The organism is Raineyella antarctica (genome assembly GCF_900092135.1).
GTDB classification, from domain to species: Bacteria; Actinomycetota; Actinomycetes; order Propionibacteriales; family Propionibacteriaceae; genus Raineyella; species Raineyella antarctica.
In genome coordinates, this window is the sequence record NZ_FMYF01000001.1 from 476,764 (window position 1) to 493,309 (window position 16,546).

The 16,546-nt window shown below is 71.8% G+C and carries 12 protein-coding genes; 9 read left to right on the top strand and 3 right to left on the bottom strand.

Annotated features, from left to right (window positions below; all coding sequences use genetic code 11):
• The first annotated feature begins 56 nt into the window (after positions 1-56).
• The gene (locus tag GA0111570_RS02135; protein ID WP_092606041.1) at positions 57-440 is read left to right on the top strand and encodes a DUF3040 domain-containing protein; all 384 of its coding nucleotides are present in this window, start codon (positions 57-59) and stop codon (positions 438-440) included.
• 273 nt (positions 441-713) lie between these two features.
• Here the strand turns inward: GA0111570_RS02135 and GA0111570_RS02140 are convergent, their stop codons facing one another.
• From GA0111570_RS02140 to GA0111570_RS02150, 3 genes are read right to left on the bottom strand one after another with little or no spacing between them, the layout of a single operon-like run.
• A complete protein-coding gene (locus GA0111570_RS02140; RefSeq protein ID WP_092605842.1) occupies positions 714-2,981 on the bottom strand; it encodes a transglutaminase TgpA family protein in 2,268 nt (755 codons plus the stop codon).
• Positions 2,978-4,267 carry a DUF58 domain-containing protein gene (locus GA0111570_RS02145; protein WP_092605844.1) on the bottom strand — a complete coding sequence of 430 codons (1,290 nt, stop codon included), beginning with the start codon at positions 4,265-4,267 and terminating at the stop codon, positions 2,978-2,980. Before GA0111570_RS02145 ends, GA0111570_RS02140 begins: the two co-directional genes overlap by 4 nt.
• Before the next feature lie 3 nt (positions 4,268-4,270).
• Complete coding sequence (locus GA0111570_RS02150; protein ID WP_425438596.1) at positions 4,271-5,203, bottom strand: AAA family ATPase; 933 nt, start codon at positions 5,201-5,203, stop codon at positions 4,271-4,273.
• 1,088 nt (positions 5,204-6,291) lie between these two features.
• Here GA0111570_RS02150 and mraZ point away from each other — a divergent pair.
• The 8 genes from mraZ (at position 6,292) to murD (ending at position 16,498) form a co-directional block, all read left to right on the top strand.
• Positions 6,292-6,720: a division/cell wall cluster transcriptional repressor MraZ gene (gene mraZ, locus GA0111570_RS02155; RefSeq protein WP_092606045.1), complete on the top strand. Its 429-nt coding sequence runs from the start codon at positions 6,292-6,294 to the stop codon at positions 6,718-6,720.
• Positions 6,721-7,000: 280 nt separating this feature from the next.
• Complete coding sequence (gene rsmH / locus GA0111570_RS02160; protein ID WP_425438597.1) at positions 7,001-7,963, top strand: 16S rRNA (cytosine(1402)-N(4))-methyltransferase RsmH; 963 nt, start codon at positions 7,001-7,003, stop codon at positions 7,961-7,963.
• The gene (gene ftsL, locus GA0111570_RS02165; RefSeq protein WP_092605848.1) at positions 7,960-8,628 is read left to right on the top strand and encodes a cell division protein FtsL; all 669 of its coding nucleotides are present in this window, start codon (positions 7,960-7,962) and stop codon (positions 8,626-8,628) included. Before rsmH ends, ftsL begins: the two co-directional genes overlap by 4 nt.
• 380 nt (positions 8,629-9,008) lie before the next feature.
• A complete protein-coding gene (locus tag GA0111570_RS02170; RefSeq protein ID WP_245702981.1) occupies positions 9,009-10,781 on the top strand; it encodes a peptidoglycan D,D-transpeptidase FtsI family protein in 1,773 nt (590 codons plus the stop codon).
• A 51-nt stretch (positions 10,782-10,832) separates the two neighbouring features.
• Entirely contained in the window at positions 10,833-12,443 is a 1,611-nt protein-coding gene (locus GA0111570_RS02175; protein ID WP_245702982.1) for a UDP-N-acetylmuramoyl-L-alanyl-D-glutamate--2,6-diaminopimelate ligase, read from the top strand.
• An 85-nt stretch (positions 12,444-12,528) separates the two neighbouring features.
• Positions 12,529-13,956: a UDP-N-acetylmuramoyl-tripeptide--D-alanyl-D-alanine ligase gene (locus tag GA0111570_RS02180; RefSeq protein WP_425438598.1), complete on the top strand. Its 1,428-nt coding sequence runs from the start codon at positions 12,529-12,531 to the stop codon at positions 13,954-13,956.
• Positions 13,953-15,044, top strand: a complete 1,092-nt coding sequence (gene mraY, locus GA0111570_RS02185; RefSeq protein WP_092605852.1) for a phospho-N-acetylmuramoyl-pentapeptide-transferase — start codon at positions 13,953-13,955, stop codon at positions 15,042-15,044. Before GA0111570_RS02180 ends, mraY begins: the two co-directional genes overlap by 4 nt.
• Before the next feature lie 5 nt (positions 15,045-15,049).
• Positions 15,050-16,498 carry a UDP-N-acetylmuramoyl-L-alanine--D-glutamate ligase gene (murD, locus tag GA0111570_RS02190; RefSeq protein WP_092606051.1) on the top strand — a complete coding sequence of 483 codons (1,449 nt, stop codon included), beginning with the start codon at positions 15,050-15,052 and terminating at the stop codon, positions 16,496-16,498.
• Positions 16,499-16,546 lie beyond the last annotated feature (48 nt).

Below are 16,546 nucleotides of genomic sequence, written 5' to 3' on the forward strand. Positions count from 1 at the left end.
AGGACCATCGGGGGCGTATGCCTCCGATGCAGGCCACATGACAGTCGGAGGTAGTGGTGGCGCTCTCAGAACACGAGCAGCGGCTCCTGGAGCAGATGGAAGCTGCCTTTGCCGCAGAGGATCCCAAACTGGCGGATACCCTCAGCGGCGGTAGTGGACGGCGCCTCGAGACCCGTCTGGCTGTCGGTGCCGGGCTCGGCTTCGTCCTCGGCATCGCCCTCCTGCTGGTCGGGATCCAGACCTTCTGGCTGCTCAGCATCCTCGGATTCCTCGTGATGCTCGCCGCCACCATCGTCGGCCTGACCGCCTGGCAGAAGAAGGACGGTACGACGCCCCCCAAGCCCGGCCGTACCAAGCCTCCCGTCGGCGCCCACGACCGTCGTTTCATGGGCCGCTTCGAGGACCGGTGGAACCGCCGACAGGAGGGCAACGGCCGCTGAGGCCACCGAGCATCGACCCGTCCCGACCGGGCCAGCGCCTCCGTCCTCCACACCACGACCCCTGTCACACGACCACAACCCACCACCGATCCGGTGGCACACCTGGCGATACGGCTCCCTTCGCGAGCAACGCAGCACAGCTCCCACCCAGTGACAGCTGAACAGCGACAGTCGAAGAACGAATGCGACGAACAGCACCGAGGGCCGGTCTCCACATCTGTGGAGACCGGCCCTCGTCGTTACCCGACCCGCCACAGTGGCGACCTCGGGTGGTCAGCTCGCCCGGCGGCTCTTCCACCAGGTCAGCGCCCGGCCCCGGAGCACCGGCCAGGACAGTGCCACGGCCAGGGCGTTCCACCACGACCGGGGCCACCACTCGCCGATCAGCCGGACATCCCACCCGGTGTCGACACGCAACCCGTCCCGGATGGTCTGGACCATCGCGGCCAGGTCACCGGAGTGCAGGGCCGACCGGGCGTAGCGGGAGCGCTCGACCTCGCGGGACAGCGTGACGAGTGCCTGGCCGGCCTCCTCGGGCAGGCCGACGCCCGCCAGCCGTCCGATCGAGCGGGGGGAGCCCGACGGCCACGGGTGCCCGTAGTCCAGGAAACTGTCCCGGACCTCGGACCACGCCGCGTCGACGCCGCGCCGCGAGGCCTCCAGGTCGTCGGTCGGGGCGGGCTGCAGCCGCCGGGTACGCAGCCGGTGCCGGAGCAGGCCGGGAACCGCGAGCAGGCCGGTGACGAGGACCAGGAGACCCAGCGCGAGGGCGACGCGAGCGAGGATCGCGCCGACGTTGACGCCCTGGCCGGACTCCTGCGGGGCGGTCGTCTCGGAGGGGGCGGTCGACGGCACGGCCGACGGGGTGGAGGAGGCTTCCGCCGACGGGGTGGGCGTGGCCGATGCCGAGGGCTCCTCCGGGGCGGTCAGCGTCCATGCCGGCGGGACGGCCACCCCGGGGGTGGGCTCGAACCGCACCCAGCCGACGCCCTCGAAGTACAGCTCGGGCCAGGCGTGCATGTCGTGCAGGGTGACCTCGTAGCCGTCTCCCTTCTGCTCGCCGGGCAGCCAGCCGACAGCAACTCGCGAGGGGATCCCGACCACGCGCGCCATCGCGGCCATCGAGCCGGCGAACTGCTCGCAGTAGCCCTTGTGGTCCACCAGCAGGAAGCGCTTCATCGCGTCGTAGCCGCTGCCGGGCTGGGGCTCGAGGCTGTAGGTGAACTGGCTGCCGCGCAGGTAGCGCTGGATGGCCGCGGCCTTCAGTGCCGGGGTGGGCTCGGACTGGGTGATCTTCAGCGCCAGGTCGATGATCTCCTGCGGCATGTCCTGCGGCACGCTGGCGGTCAGGTTGGCATCGGAGGGCCGTCCGGCCTGCGCAGTGGAGAGGGTCGCGCCGTCCGGGGTCGGATCGGTGCTGGTCACGTCGTACGACAGGTTGCGGGTGGCGGCCGTACGGTCCTGGCCGGTGGAGACCACGACCAGGGAGTCCGAGCCGTAGGCCCACGAGCCGGAGGCGTCGAACCGTCGCGGGGCGTACGGCAGCGGCAGGTACTCGGAGCGGAAGTCGCCGACCTTGACCTGCGTGTGGATCTCCCGGCCGGGGGCGGTCTGGCCGGGGGCCGGGGGCAGGTTGCTGCCCTGGGTGAGGGGGAAGGACGCGTTCTGCCAGCCGTTGCGGTCCAGCACCGGCAGCGAGGCCATCCGCAGGTACTCGCCCTGGCCCGCATCGGTGGTATACGTCAGCACCGGCGAGTCGGCGGGCAGCGACAGGTTGCGACGCATGTCCAGCATCGGGTCGGCCAGTTGGATCGGTCCGGAGCCCTGGTTCAGGCGTCCGGCGTTCCAGTGCTGGGTCGGGGGCAGCGGGACGAGCAGACCCACCAGCAGGGTCAGCGCTGCTGCGGCGGCGGCCACGATCCCGCCCATCCGCAGCGCCAGCGGGGTGATCCGCCCGGTGAGTCGCACCGTGCGGTCCAGGTTGCGCGGCCAGACCTCCGCGGCATTGATGCCGTCGGCCAGCAGGATCCACAGGTAGCCGAGCGCGAGCAGCACGATCGTCCACCAGGGCAGGTCGCGCAGCAGGCCGACCGCGCCGATCAGGTAGACGGTCAGGGCGGGCAGGATGCCCCAGGCCGGCCGGTTCACGCCGACGGCGAGCAGGTCGGTCAGGACGGTGGTCAGTCCGACGGTCGCCACCAGGAGCACGGTGAGGCCGGGGTTGGCGATCATCGGCGTGGTGTGGGTCGACATGTGCCGGACGCCCTCGGCGAAGAGCCCGAAGAGGTTCTGGCCGGGGGCCGCCAGCGGCAGGCCGATGGCGAACAGGAAGACGACCAGCAGGACGAGGTGCGCCGCGAAGATGACGCCGTCGTGGATCCGCATCCGCCGCAGCACCATCCCGAGCGCCCCCAGCAGCACGGCCAGCGGGATGGCGCTGAACAGGTAGGAGGGGTCCTGGGTGAAGGGCAACAGGATGAAGGCGGCCAGGATGGAGGTGCCGATCACGGCGCCGCCCATCCGGTCAGTCGCGTGGATCACAGCTGCTCTCCCATCCGCGACATCCGGAGCCAGGCCTCGTGCACCGAGGTGCCGCCGGGGACGCGGACCACCCGCCACCCGGCATGGCCGAGCATCTCGACGGCCCGGTCGTGGTCCTCGCGCAGGGCCCTGGTCGCCGCGGGAACGCGGTCCTCCGGGGGCTCCCAGTCCTGTACGTCCAGCACCCACGCCATCGCGTGGGACTGGTTGCGCTGCATCTCGACCAGGTGGGCCGCGTCGGCGGAGCGGATCTGGCCGAGCACGGCGATGGTCATCTGTGACGACGTCGCGCGCAGGCTGGCCGCCGCGGCCCGGTCAAGGCCGGAGCTGTCGGACGGGGTGACGTCGGTGAGCTGGGTGATCGCCTCCCGACGACTCGTCATGGTGCCGAGGTCCCCCAGCTCCGGATCCATCAGCGGGCCGTCTGCTCCGAAGAGGGTGATCGCGTAGCCGTCGGCGAGCAGGTGCACCGTGAGCGAGGCGATCATCGAGACCGCCCATTCGAACGAGCTCTCCGGGCCCTCGCCGCGATGGGCGCTGGCGCGGGTGTCGAGCACGACCGTGGCGCTGGGGTCCCAGGCCTGCTCCTCCTGGCGGACCATCAGCTCGCCGTGGCGTGCGGTGGAGCGCCAGTGCACGCGCCGGACGTCGTCGCCGCGGACGTACTCGCGGACGAGGATGTCGTCCTGGCCCGACAGGCCGAGGCGCTGGGGCCGGGCCTCACCGGTGCTGCCCGAGCCACCGGCATTGCCCATCGCGTCCAGGGGCACGATCCGTGGGGTCACCATCACCTCGCTGGTCGCGTTGAACTGCCGGTCCAGGCTGGCCAGGCCGAACGGGTCGGACACGCGTACCCGCAGCGGGCCGACCCGGAAGCGACCGCGCTGCTGCCCGTGCAGGGGATAGGTCACCTCGCGGCTCCACTCGGCGGCAAGGTTCTGCAGTGTGAAGCGGGGCCGTACGCCCAGCTGGGGCGGGACCTGGTCCTCGAAGCGCAGCACCCCGACGGGGAGCTTGCCGTGCCGGTCCAGGACCAGGCTGCCGGACAGCTCCTCGCCGATCGCCGCCTGCGAGGGGGTGACCTTGCGCTCGCTGGACAGCTTCAGCCGCGTACGGTCCACGAACACCGCGGAGCAGATCGGTACCAGGACGAGCAGCAGGCCGAGCAGTAGCACGTCTCGCTGCCCGAAGAGGGCGGCGAGAACGGCGATCGCGGCCCCGCTGACGAACGTCACCTTGCCCCGCAGGGTCATCAGGCTCCAGGGGTTGCGCAACGGAATGCGCATCGATCAGCTCCGGTCGGGGATCGGGACCGAACGCAGGCAGCTGCCGATGATGTCGTCGACCGAGCGCTTGGCGAGCTGGGCCTCGGTGGAGGCGAGCACGCGGTGCGCGAGGACCGGCACCGCGAGCGCCGCCACGTCGTCGGGAGTCACGTAGTCCCGGCCGGAGATGGCGGCCAGCGAACGGCAGGCCCGCAGCAACTGCAGGCTGGAACGCGGCGAGCCGCCCAGGCGCAGGTCGCGGGTCGTACGCGTGGCGCCGACCACCTGGACGATGTACTGCTCCAGGGCAGGAGCGACATAGACGCCGGTCACGGCCTGGATCAGCCCGTTGATGGTGGCCCCGTCCGTCACCGCGCTCATGTCGGCGAGTGGGTGGCGGCCGCCGTGGTTGCGCAGCATCGCGACCTCGGCCTCCTGGGAGGGGTAGCCCATCTCGATCCGGGCCATGAAGCGGTCCCGCTGGGCCTCGGGGAGGGGGTAGGTGCCCTCCATCTCGATCGGGTTCTGCGTCGCGATCACCATGAACGGGGCGGGCAGTTGGTAGGTGGAGCCGTCGGCGGACACCTGCCGTTCCTCCATCGCCTCCAGCATCGCGGACTGGGTCTTGGGCGAGGCGCGGTTGATCTCGTCGCCGAGCACGATGTTCGCGAAGATGCCGCCCTGCTTGAACTCGAAGTCCCGGGTGGCCTGGTTGTAGATGGACACGCCGGTGATGTCGGTCGGCAGCAGGTCGGGGGTGAACTGCACGCGGTTGACCCGGCAGTCGATCGCCCGCCCGAGGGCCTTGGCCAGCATCGTCTTGCCCACGCCGGGCACATCCTCCAGGAGCAGGTGGCCCTCCGCGAGCATCACGACGAGCGCGGTGTCGATCGCGCCCCGCTTGCCCTCGATCACGGTCTCCACCGCGTCACGCACCTGGCCCATCACCCGGGTCACGTCCGCCAGCGTGTGGCCCGACGTCGCGCGGGTCGTACGGGCGGCGGCGGGGGAACCGGCGGCTACGCGTCCGGCGGCGCTCGCCTGGTAGCTGGGAGCGCTGGGCTGCACCATCGGCGCGGTCGGCTGGTTGGCCGGAGCGCTCGGCTGGTACGCGGGGGCGCTCGGCTGGTTGGCCGGGGCGCTCGGCTGGTTGGCCGGAGTGTTCCCCGGGCGCCCGGGCGCGCCGGCCTGCCCGATCGACTGGTACGAACGGCTGGCGCTCATTGGTGCGGCGGGTGTCGCGGACCGCTGCGGAGCGGGTGTCGCCGAGCGCTGCGGGGCCGGGGTCGCCGAGCGCTGCGGTGCCGGAGTGGCGGACCGTTGCGGAGCGGGTGTCGCGGAGCGCTGCGGGGCCGGGGTCGCCGAGCGCTGCGGGGCCGGGGAGGCTGAGCGTTGGGGTGCCGGTGTGGCGGAGCGCTGCGGGACAGGATCCTGACCGCCGTTCGGGGTGGAGCTCACTGTGCCTCCCTGGATCGTGGCTGGTGTCGCCAACCAACCCTACATGCCCGGGGCCGTCTGCCGTCCTGCCCCAACGGCGTCGCGCCCACTCTGTTCCCTCTGTCTCCACCCCTGCTCGATCGACCTGCGCCCGGTCGGGGCCGGGTGGCCCTCGGCGCCCTCCTGCAGGCCGCCCCCTCTGCACCTGCCGGGCCAGCCCTCCCGGACCCTCCACCCGCCCCCTGCGCCGTACGTGTCCGGTCGCGCCGGATCTCGCCGGCGGCCCTACCGGGCCTCGACCGCTCCCTTTCCCTCCACAGGCCTGGTGGTCTCCGAGGCATACCGCGCACCTACGTGCATCGGGCGCTCCCTGAGCCGGTACCGAGGTCGGTGCCGGACGGCGTCGATCAACCTGCCGTCGGCGTGTCGTCGCGGGTTCGGCGGCGCGTCGGAGCCGTCGATCGGCGCCCTTGCTGGCATCGGGTCGTGCCCTTGCGGAGGGGGGCTGCGACATGCCTGACGGAGGCTGGCAGGGGGGAGGGAAAGGGGTTAAGGTGGAGGAAAGTGGAGGACGGTGGTCCGGACGACCGGGTCAGGGGGTGGCCGACATGTTCCTCGGCACGTACACCCCCAAGCTCGATGAGAAGGGCCGATTCGTCCTCCCGGCGAAGTTTCGCGAGGAACTCCAGGAGGGCATCGTCGTCGCCCGGTCCCAGGACCGGTGCCTGACGATCGAGACCATCGAGGCGTTCACCGCACGAACGAAGGAGTTGGCAGAAGCACCGATGACTGTCCGGCAGGTCCGCGAGTACCAGCGCATGCTGGCCGCCACGGCCTTCGACCAGGTCCCTGACAAGCAGGGACGGGTGACCATCCCGCCGAACCTCCGCAGCTATGCGGGGCTCGACAAGGAGATCGTCGTCACCGGTGTGATCAATCGACTTGAGATCTGGGACGCAGCAGCGTGGGACGAGTACTCCGCCGAGCACGAATCAGCATTCGCCGAAATGAACGAGGACGTCTTCCCGACGGTCTAGGCCGTCGACGAATGGGACCGGCCGTACGGCCTGGCCCCGACCCGAGGGGTGAGCACCCTGACACAACTTCCCCTGTGTCAGGTGGCACTTCCCGCACCTTTCGGGGCGGAACCAGGGCGTACGGCCGCCGCCACGAAGCAGCGGTCAGCGCACGTGCGAAGGAAACGCGAAGGGCAGGACGGGCAACATGGCTCCGATGCAGCACCCAGCAGGCACCCCTGACTCCGACGCCGCACCGACCACCCAGGACCCGACCTCGCAGGACCCGACCCCGCAGGCAGTGGGAAGGGCTCGCCCCGACGCGATCCACGTCCCCGTGATGCGGGACCGGATCATCGAGTTGCTCGCCCCGGCCCTGCGGGAGCCGGGTTCCGTCTTCGTGGATTGCACCCTCGGCCTGGGCGGCCACACCGCGGCGCTCCTGGACGCCTGCCCGCAGGCCCGCGCGATCGGCCTGGACCGGGATCCGGATGCACTCGCCACGGCGGGCGAGCGGCTCGCCCCGTACGGTGACCGGGTCACCCGTGTCCGCGCGGTATACGACGAACTCACCGACGTGCTCGCCGATCTCGGCGTGCCCCGGATCCAGGGTGTACTCGCCGACCTCGGCCTGTCCTCGCTGCAGATCGACGCCCGCGACCGTGGCTTCGCCTACTCCGTGGACTCCCCGCTGGACATGCGGATGGGCCAGGAGGGCCCGACCGCAGCCGACGTGGTCAACACGTACGCAGCCCCGCAGCTCTCCCGGATCCTGCGCCGGTACGGCGAGGAGAGGTTCGCCGACCGGATTGCCCGGGCGATCGTGGCGGCCCGCGAGAGCGAGCCGTTCACCACCTCGGCGCGCCTGGTCGAGACGATCGCCGCGGCGATCCCCGCCGCTGCCCGGCACACCGGCGGACACCCGGCGAAGCGTACGTTCCAGGCGCTGCGGATCGAGGTCAACCGGGAGCTGGAGGCTCTCGAGGGCATGCTGCCGGCCGCGCTGGCAGCCCTCGCCGTGGACGGCCGGATCGCCGTGCTGGCCTACCACTCCCTGGAGGACCGCCTGGTCAAGCAGTCCTTCCGCGAGGCCTCGACCAGCAGCGCGCCCCGCGACCTCCCGGTCGTTCCTGACGAGCTGCTGCCGACCTTCGAGCTCCTCACCCGGGGTGCCGAGCGACCCTCGGTGGAGGAGACGGCAACCAATCCCCGCGCGGCCTCCGCCCGGCTGAGGGCCGCCCGACGGATCAAGGAGTCCCGATGAGTGCCCTGACCTCCCCGGTCCTCGGTGTCCGTGGCAGCCTGGTCGAGGCCGCCCAGCGTCGCCGCGCCCAGCTGCGGGTCGTCCCGGTCCTCACCGCGCAGATCTCGCAGCGGGCCTTCTGGGGCGTCCTGATCGGGGTGTTCATCGTCGGGACGACGCTGTTGCTGATGCTGAACGTCACCCTGCAGAACCAGGCCTTCGCGCTCCGCACCCTCGCCGCCCAGGAGCAGGTGCTGACCAACCAGCAGGCGGCCCTGGAGCAGCAGTTGACCGAGCGCTCATCCTCCGCCCAGCTGGCCCAGCGCGCCATCGACCTCGGGATGGTTCCGGCCACGGAGCCGGGGTACATCATGCTTCCCGACGGCACGCTGCTCGGCGACCCGAAGCCCGTCACCGGTGCCGGACCGTACGCCGGGTTGCGGACGCCGCAGACCCCGGCGGTCCAGCCGTCCGCGGCCCCGACCGGGGTGGCTGCCGCCCAGCCCTCGGCCGCGCCCTCGGCGGCTGCGTCGACCGCGCCCTCGGCGGCTGCGTCGGCCCAGCCCTCGGCGGCCGCATCCGCCAAGCCGTCCACCGGTGCTCCTGCTTCGGCAGCAGCAGCGGCACCGCAGGCGTCCGCCGCCACCGGAACGAACGCGCCGAACGGATCCTCCCAGAAGGGGTGACGATGACAGACAACCGCCGACGGCCCGAGCACCGCCAGCAACGTCCCTCCGAGCGGTCAGCCTCGACGGGACGCGGCGGAGCCTCCTCCGGCCGGCGACCCACCCCCCAGGACCGGCGCGGGACCACCCCGCGCGCCGGCTCCGGCCGTGCCGGGACCCCGGGAGCCGGGACCACCCGCCCCAGCTCCGCGCGGACGAGCTCCCAGCGCTCCGGGGGCCTGCCGCCCCGTGACCCGCGGAGCAGCCGCGCCACCGCTCCCCGCCGTGATGGCCGGTACGACCGCCGCGACCATGCACCCCACGACCGGCGAGGCCCCGGCCGGCCCGACCGCCGACACGCTCCGGCGGGCCCGAACCCCTTCATCGCCAGAATCGGCCGGATGATGCGTCGACCGATGCGCCGCGGTGCGACCGCCGCCCGGATCAACGTGCTGGTGGTCGTGATGGCGCTGGTGGTGATCACCGCAGGGCTGCGCCTGGTGCAGATCCAGGGCCTGGACCCGCAGGCGTACGCGGCCCAGGCCAACAGCCTGGTCAAGCGCTCCCAGCCCCTGCCCGCGGTGCGCGGATCGATCACCGACCGCAACGGCCAGGTGCTGGCCCAGTCCAGCCCCGCGGTCGACGTCACCGCCGACCCGTCGGTCACCGTCGCCCACGCGGACGCGATCGCCGCGATCCTGGCCAAGTACCTGGGGGGCGCCCCCGCGGACTACCTGGAGCCGCTGACCCGTCCCAACACCCGCTACGCAATGATCAAGCGCCAGGTGCCCGCGCACACGTACGACCTGATCCGGGCCGAACTGGCCAAGGCCGGTGACAACGCGCAGTACGGGGGCGGCATCTGGACCTCGACCAACTCGATCCGCACCTACCCGGCGGGCACCCTCGCTGCGAACGTGGTCGGGGTGCTCAAGCAGGACGACGACGGTGTGTTCCGCACCGGGGCGTACGGCTTCGAGTACTCCCGCAACACGTCGCTGGCCGGTGTCGACGGGACCGAGGTCTACCAGGCCTCCCCGGCGGGCACGAAGATCCCGCTCGGCGCGAACGAGGTCACCCCCGCCGAGGACGGCACCACCTACCAGCTCACCATCGACTCCGAGCTGCAGTGGACGGCCGAGCAGGCGGTCCGCAAGGTCGTCGACAGCAGCCAGGCGAAGTCGGGCTACGCGATCGTGATGAACGTCAAGACCGGCGAGGTCCTGGCGATGGCCAACTACCCCTCGTTCAACCCCTCGGACCTCAAGAGCGCCAAGGCCGACAACATGAACAACAAGGCGATCAGCGCCGCGCTCGAGCCCGGATCGGTGGAGAAGGTGCTGACCTTCGCGGCCCTCGCCGACTCCGGCCGGGTCACTCCAGAGACCCAGGTGTTCGTGCCGAGCAAGCTGTCCTCGGCCGACCTGACCATCACCGACTCCGAGGCGCACGGCGACCTCCGGCTGACCGCCAGCGGCGTCCTGGCCCACTCCTCCAACATCGGTACGGTGCAGCTGGCCCGCCAGCTGCCCAAGGCGGACCTGGTCTCCTACCTGAAGAGCTTCGGCCTGGGCCAGCGCAGCGGCATCGAGTTGCCGGGCGAGGCCACCGGCTGGGCCCCGCCAACCAACATGCCGGACTACTCCCGGGACCAGGTCGCCTTCGGCCAGGGCCTGTCGGTCACCGGTATCCAGATGGCCTCCGCCGTCGCCGGCATCCTCAACGGCGGCATCTACAACTCACCGACCATCATCCGCTCGGCCACCGGCGCCGACGGCGCACCGGTGGCGCTGGACCGCCCGGCCCCCCGGCGGGTCATCTCCGAGCAGGCCTCCGCCCTGGTCAACCAGATGATGGAGTCGGTCACGGGTCCGGGCGGCACCGGCAGCGGGATGGCCCTGCCCGGCTACCGCTCGGTCGCCAAGACCGCCACCGCGGAGCGCTACGACGAGAAGACCGGCAGGTACGCGGGCTACACCGCCGGCTTCATCGGTGCCGCGCCCGCCGAGGACCCGCAGATCCTGACGTACGTGGTGGTGGACAACCCGGTCAAGGGCCGCTACGGCTCCACCCTTGCCGGGCCGGCCTACAAGGAGATCATGACCTACGCCCTGCCGCGCTACGGCGTCGCGCCCTCCACCACCAAGGCTCCCGACACCAAGTTGGACTGGTGAGGTCCATGGTCCGCGTGGCGACCGCGCCTCGGTGATGGGTACGGTCTGACTGTGTCGAACTCGTCTGCTCCCCTCCGTCCGCAGATCCTGCACCCGTCATCGCTGCAGGAGCTGTGTGCCCTGGCCGCCGACTCGGGCCACCCCGCGCGCACTCTCGGCATCGACCCCGGCGTACGCGTCAGCGGGCTGACCCTCGACTCCCGCCGGGTGGGGCCCGGCGACGCGTACGTCGCGCTGTCCGGCAGCAGGACGCACGGCATCCGCTTCGCCGCGACAGCGCTCGCCGCCGGCGCCGTGGTGGTGCTCACAGACGAGGCCGGGGCCGCGGACCCGGCAGCGGCCGACCTGCCGCTGGTCATCGTCGACCGGCCCCGTACGGTGATGGCGCACTGGGCCGCGCAGGTGTACGGCCGACCGGCCGAGGCACTGACCATGTACGGGGTGACCGGCACCAACGGCAAGACCACCACCGCCGTCCTGCTGGCGGCCGCCCTGTCCGCCGCCGGACGGACGGCCGGCACCATCGGCACGCTCGGCTTCCGGGTGGGGGAGACCTCGCTGGACTCCTCCCGGACCACCGTGACGACGCCCGAGTCGGTCGACCTGCAGGCCCTGCTGGCCGTGATGGTGGAGGCCGGGGCCGACTCCGTGGCGATGGAGGTCTCCTCGCACGCCATGGTCTACGAGCGCGCCGAGGCGGTGCGCTTCGCCGTTGCGGCGTTCACCAACCTGGGCCGGGACCACCTGGACTTCCATCCCACGATGGAGGACTACTACCAGGCCAAGGCCGGCCTGTTCACCCCGGAGCACACCGCCTCCGCCGTGGTCAACATCGACGACGAGTGGGGCGCACGGCTGGCCGGGGAGACCCGCGGTCGTCTCCACCACGTGGTCACCACCAGCTTCTCCGACCCCACCGCCGACTGGTACGCCGCCGAGGTCACCCCGCTGGCCAATGGGGGCTCGCTCGTACGGGTCGCCTCCCCACAGGGCCCGCTCGACATCGAGGTCGGGATGCCCGGCCTGTTCAACGCCCGCAACGCCGTCACCTGCGCCGCGATGCTGGCCCTGGCCGGCGTCGACCTCGAGGCGGCCCTGCCCGGGCTGGCGCACGCCCAGGTCCCCGGCCGGATGCAGGTCGTCGACCTCGGTCCCGGCGCACCCCTCGCCGTGGTCGACTTCGCCCACACCCCGCAGGCCGTCGCCTCCGCCCTCCAGGCCCTCACCGACCGCCTCCAGCGGGCCGGGGCGGGTGGCCGGGTGGTCGCGGTACTCGGCTGCGGCGGCGACCGGGACCAGGCCAAGCGGGGCCCGATGGGCGCCGCCGCGGCGACCTGGGCCGACACCGTCGTGGTGACCGACGACAACCCGCGCTCCGAGGAGCCCTCGACGATCCGTGCGGCCGTCCTGGCCGGCGCGGAGGAAGCGGTGCGCTCCGGCACGGTGTCCGCCGAGCGCCCAGGACACGGGGGCCACGTCCAGGTCATCGACGGCGGCACGCGGGCCGCGGCCATCGCCACCGCACTGCGCCTGGCCGGCCCCGACGACCTCGTCGCGGTGCTCGGCAAGGGACACGAACAGGGCCAGGTCATCGGGACGGACGTCGTCCCCTTCGACGACGTCGAGGCCATCCGCACAGCCTGGCACTCCAGGGAGGACTGACATGCAACCTCGTTCGCTGACCGACATCGCCCAGGTGATCGGTGCCCGGATCGTCGCGCCCGCCGGCGCCGACCCCGGAGACCCGATGATCGGCCCCGACGTCGTGATCGACTCCCGGCAGGCCACCGCCGGTGCCCTCTTCGTCGCCTTCTCCGGCGAGCGCGTCGACGGGCATGACTTCGTGCCCGCAGCGGCCGCCAACGGTGCCGCCGCGGCCGTCGTCCAGCACCCCGTCGAGGCCGGCGTCCCCTGCCTGGTCGTCGAGGACCCCCAGGTCGCCCTGGCCGCCCTGGCCCGGCACGTGGTGGACACCAGCCCCGACCTGGCGGTGGTCGGCATCACCGGCTCCTCCGGCAAGACCTCCACCAAGGACCTCGTCGCCCAGGTCCTCCGCACCGACGGGCCGACCGTGGCGCCGATCGGTTCGTTCAACAACGAGATCGGCGCACCGCTGACCGCGACCCGCTGCGACGACACCACCCGCTACCTGGTCGCCGAGATGGGCGCCCGCGGGATCGGCCACGTGGCCTACCTGTGCTCGGTCACCCCGCCCACCGTCGCCGTCGTGCTCAACGTCGGCCACGCCCACCTCGGGGAGTTCGGCTCCCAGGAAGCGATCGCCCGGGCCAAGGGCGAGCTCGTCGAGGCGATCGGTCCCGACGGCTGGGCGGTCCTCAACGGCGACGACCCCCGGGTCAGTGCGATGTCCGAGCGGACCGGCGGCCACGTGGCCCGGTTCGCCGTGCACCGGCGTCCGCTCGACGGGGGAGAGGTGCTGGTCTGGGCCGAGGACGTCGTCGCCGACGAACTGGACCGCCACCGCTTCACCCTGCACATCGAGGACCGTACGTCGCTGCTGACCGGCGGCGGGGGCGAGATCGCCACCTCGGCCTTCCCTGTCACGTTGCGCCAACTGGGGGCACACCAGGTGCCCAACGCGTTGGCGGCCGCTGCCGCGGCGTACGTTCTCGGGCTCGACGCCGAGGCGATCGCCCGGGCCCTCAGTGCCGCGGTCGGCCTGTCCCGCTGGCGGATGGAGATCACCGAGCGCCCGGACGGACCGGTGATCCTCAACGACTCCTACAACGCCAACCCCGACTCGATGGCCAGCGGACTGGGCACCCTCGGCCGGATCGGCGACAAGCGTCGCGCCCGGGACCCGCAGGCCCGGATCTGGGCACTGCTCGGCGACATGCTGGAACTCGGCGACGACGCGGCCGCCGAGCACCGGCGGATCGGCGCCCTCGCCGCCGGCCTGGGCGTCACCGACCTGCTGGCGATCGGCGAGTACGCGGCCGACATCGTCGCCGGCGCCCACGACTCCCATGTCGACATCCGGGCAGAGGTCGTTCCTGATAAGTTCGCCCTGACTGCGGCCGCGACGCCCTTGGGCCCCGCCGACGTGGTCCTCGTGAAGGCCTCTCGCGGTCTTGCCCTGGAGACCGTGGCGGCCGACCTCGCCGCAGCCGGGCCCCAGGCATCGGATGCTGGCCAGACTGGAGGCGCACGTTGATCACCATCCTGCTCGCGGGGGCGATCGCCCTGGTGGGAACACTGCTCGGAACCCGGGCCGCCATCGGCGTGCTCGTCAAGAAGGGGTACGGGCAGTTCATCCGGGACGACGGTCCGACGTCGCACCACACCAAGCGCGGTACGCCCACGATGGGCGGCATCGTGATCATCCTGGCGGTCATGCTGGCGTACGGGTTGGCCCACCTGGTCACCTGGAGCGTCCCCTCGGTGAGCGGATTGCTGGTGATGCTGCTGTTCGTCGGCACCGGCTTCGTCGGCTTCCTGGACGACTGGATCAAGATCTCCAAGCAGCGCTCGCTGGGACTCACCCCGGCGCAGAAGCTCACCGGACAGACCGCCGTCGCGGTGGCCTTCGGCATCCTCGCCCTCAACTTCCCCGACGAGCGCGGCATCACCCCGGCCTCGCCGTTCATCTCCTTCCTGCGCGACATCTCCTGGCTGCAGCTGCCGCTGTGGCTGGCAGTGATCTGGTTCCTGCTGCTGGTCCTGGGCACCTCGAACGCGGTCAACCTCACCGACGGCCTGGACGGCCTGGCTGCCGGGGCCTCGACGATGGTCTTCGGGGCGTACGCCCTGATCAGCCTGTGGCAGTACAACCAGTCCTGTGTCTGGGGCGACGCCTCGGCGGCCAAGTGCTACCAGGTCCGCGACCCGCACGACCTGGCTGTGATCGCTGTGGCGCTGGCCGGAGCCTGCTTCGGCTTCCTGTGGTGGAACGCCAAGCCGGCCAAGATCTTCATGGGTGACTCCGGATCGCTGTCCCTCGGCGGCGCGCTGGCCGGGCTCGCGATCACCAGCCGGACCGAGATCCTGCTGGTGGTCCTCGGTGGCCTGTTCGTCATCATCACCATGTCGGTGATCATCCAGACCGGCTTCTTCAAGTTCACCAAGTGGCGCACCGGCACCGGCCGACGGGTGTTCAAGATGGCCCCGCTGCAGCACCACTTCGAGATGCTCGGCTGGGCCGAGGTCACGATCGTGATCCGCTTCTGGATCATCGCCGGGTGCTTCGTCGCGCTGGGCGTCGGCCTCTTCTACGGCGAGTGGGTGACGGGGATGGGCCTGTGAGCGGCATGCGTCCGGACTGGATCGGCTCGGCCGATCGCTTCTCGCCCTGGCCGCAGGCCCGGGTCGTCGTCGCCGGGCTCGGTTCCTCGGGCTTCGCCGCCGCCGATGCCCTGCTCGAGCTCGGTGCCCATGTGGTCGTCCTGGACGACTCCGACAAGCAGGAGACCGCCGAGCGGGCCCAGGTCCTGGAGGTCCTCGGCGCCGAGGTCCGCCTCGGCACCGGCTCGACCGCCCAGCTGCCGGCCGGCACCGACCTGGTCGTCACCTCCCCGGGTTGGCGGCCGAGCACCCCGCTGCTGGCCCAGGCCGCGCTGGCCGGGGTCCCCGTCTACGGCGAGGTCGAGCTGGCCTGGCGACTCCAGCACCCGGACCGTACGCCGGCCTGGCTGGCCATCACCGGGACCAACGGCAAGACCACGACCACCCAGATGCTCGAGTCGATGCTGCAGGCCGCCGGCCTGAGGGCTGTCGCCTGCGGCAACATCGGCAAGCCGGTGATGGAGACGGTCCTGGACCCCGAGCCGTACGACGTGCTGGCGGTGGAACTGTCCAGTTTCCAGCTGCACTGGTCGAACAGTCTGGCGATGCACTCCGCGGCGGTCCTCAACGTCGAGCAGGACCACCTCGAGTGGTACCCCTCGATGGCCGAGTACGCCGCGGACAAGGCCCGGATCTACGAGAGGGTCACCCACTCCTGCGTCTACAACGTCGCCGACTCGAACACCGAGCGGATGGTGGAGGAGGCGGAGGTGACCGAGGGGGCCCGGGCGATCGGGTTCACCCTCGGCGTCCCGGGGCTGTCGATGCTCGGCGTGGTGGACGACCTGCTGGTGGACCGCGCCTTCGTGGCGCAGCGCAAGGACTCGGCGCTCGAGCTCGCCTCGGTCTCCGACGTCCAGCCGTTCGCGCCGCACAACGTCGCCAACGCGCTCGCCGCCGCCGCGCTGGCCCGTTCCTACGGGGTGCCTGCCACGGCGGTCCGGGACGGGCTGCGCAACCTGCACCTGGGCGGCCACCGGATCCAGACCGTTGCCACCGTCGATGGCGTCAGGTACGTCGACGACTCCAAGGCCACCAACCCGCACGCCGCCCTCTCCTCCCTGCGCGCCTTCGAATCGGTGGTCTGGGTGGCCGGGGGACAGGCCAAGGGCACCGAGTTCGACGACCTGGTCGCGGCCGTCGCGCCGCGGCTGCGCGGCGTGGTACTGCTCGGTGTGGACCGGCACGTGATCGGCGCGGCGCTGGCCCGACACGCCCCCGACGTCCCCGTCGAGGTGCTGGACTCGTCCGACACTGGGGTGATGGAGCAGGTCGTGGCCACCGCGGCACGGATGGCCCGTCCCGGTGACACCGTCCTGCTGGCACCCGGCTGTGCCAGCAAGGACATGTGGCCGGACTACGCGGCACGGGGGGACGACTTCACCCGGGCGGCGAAGGCACTGGAACAGGCCTGACCGCCGTGGCTGTCGGGCCACGGCACGACAGCATCGGAGGGTTCACCG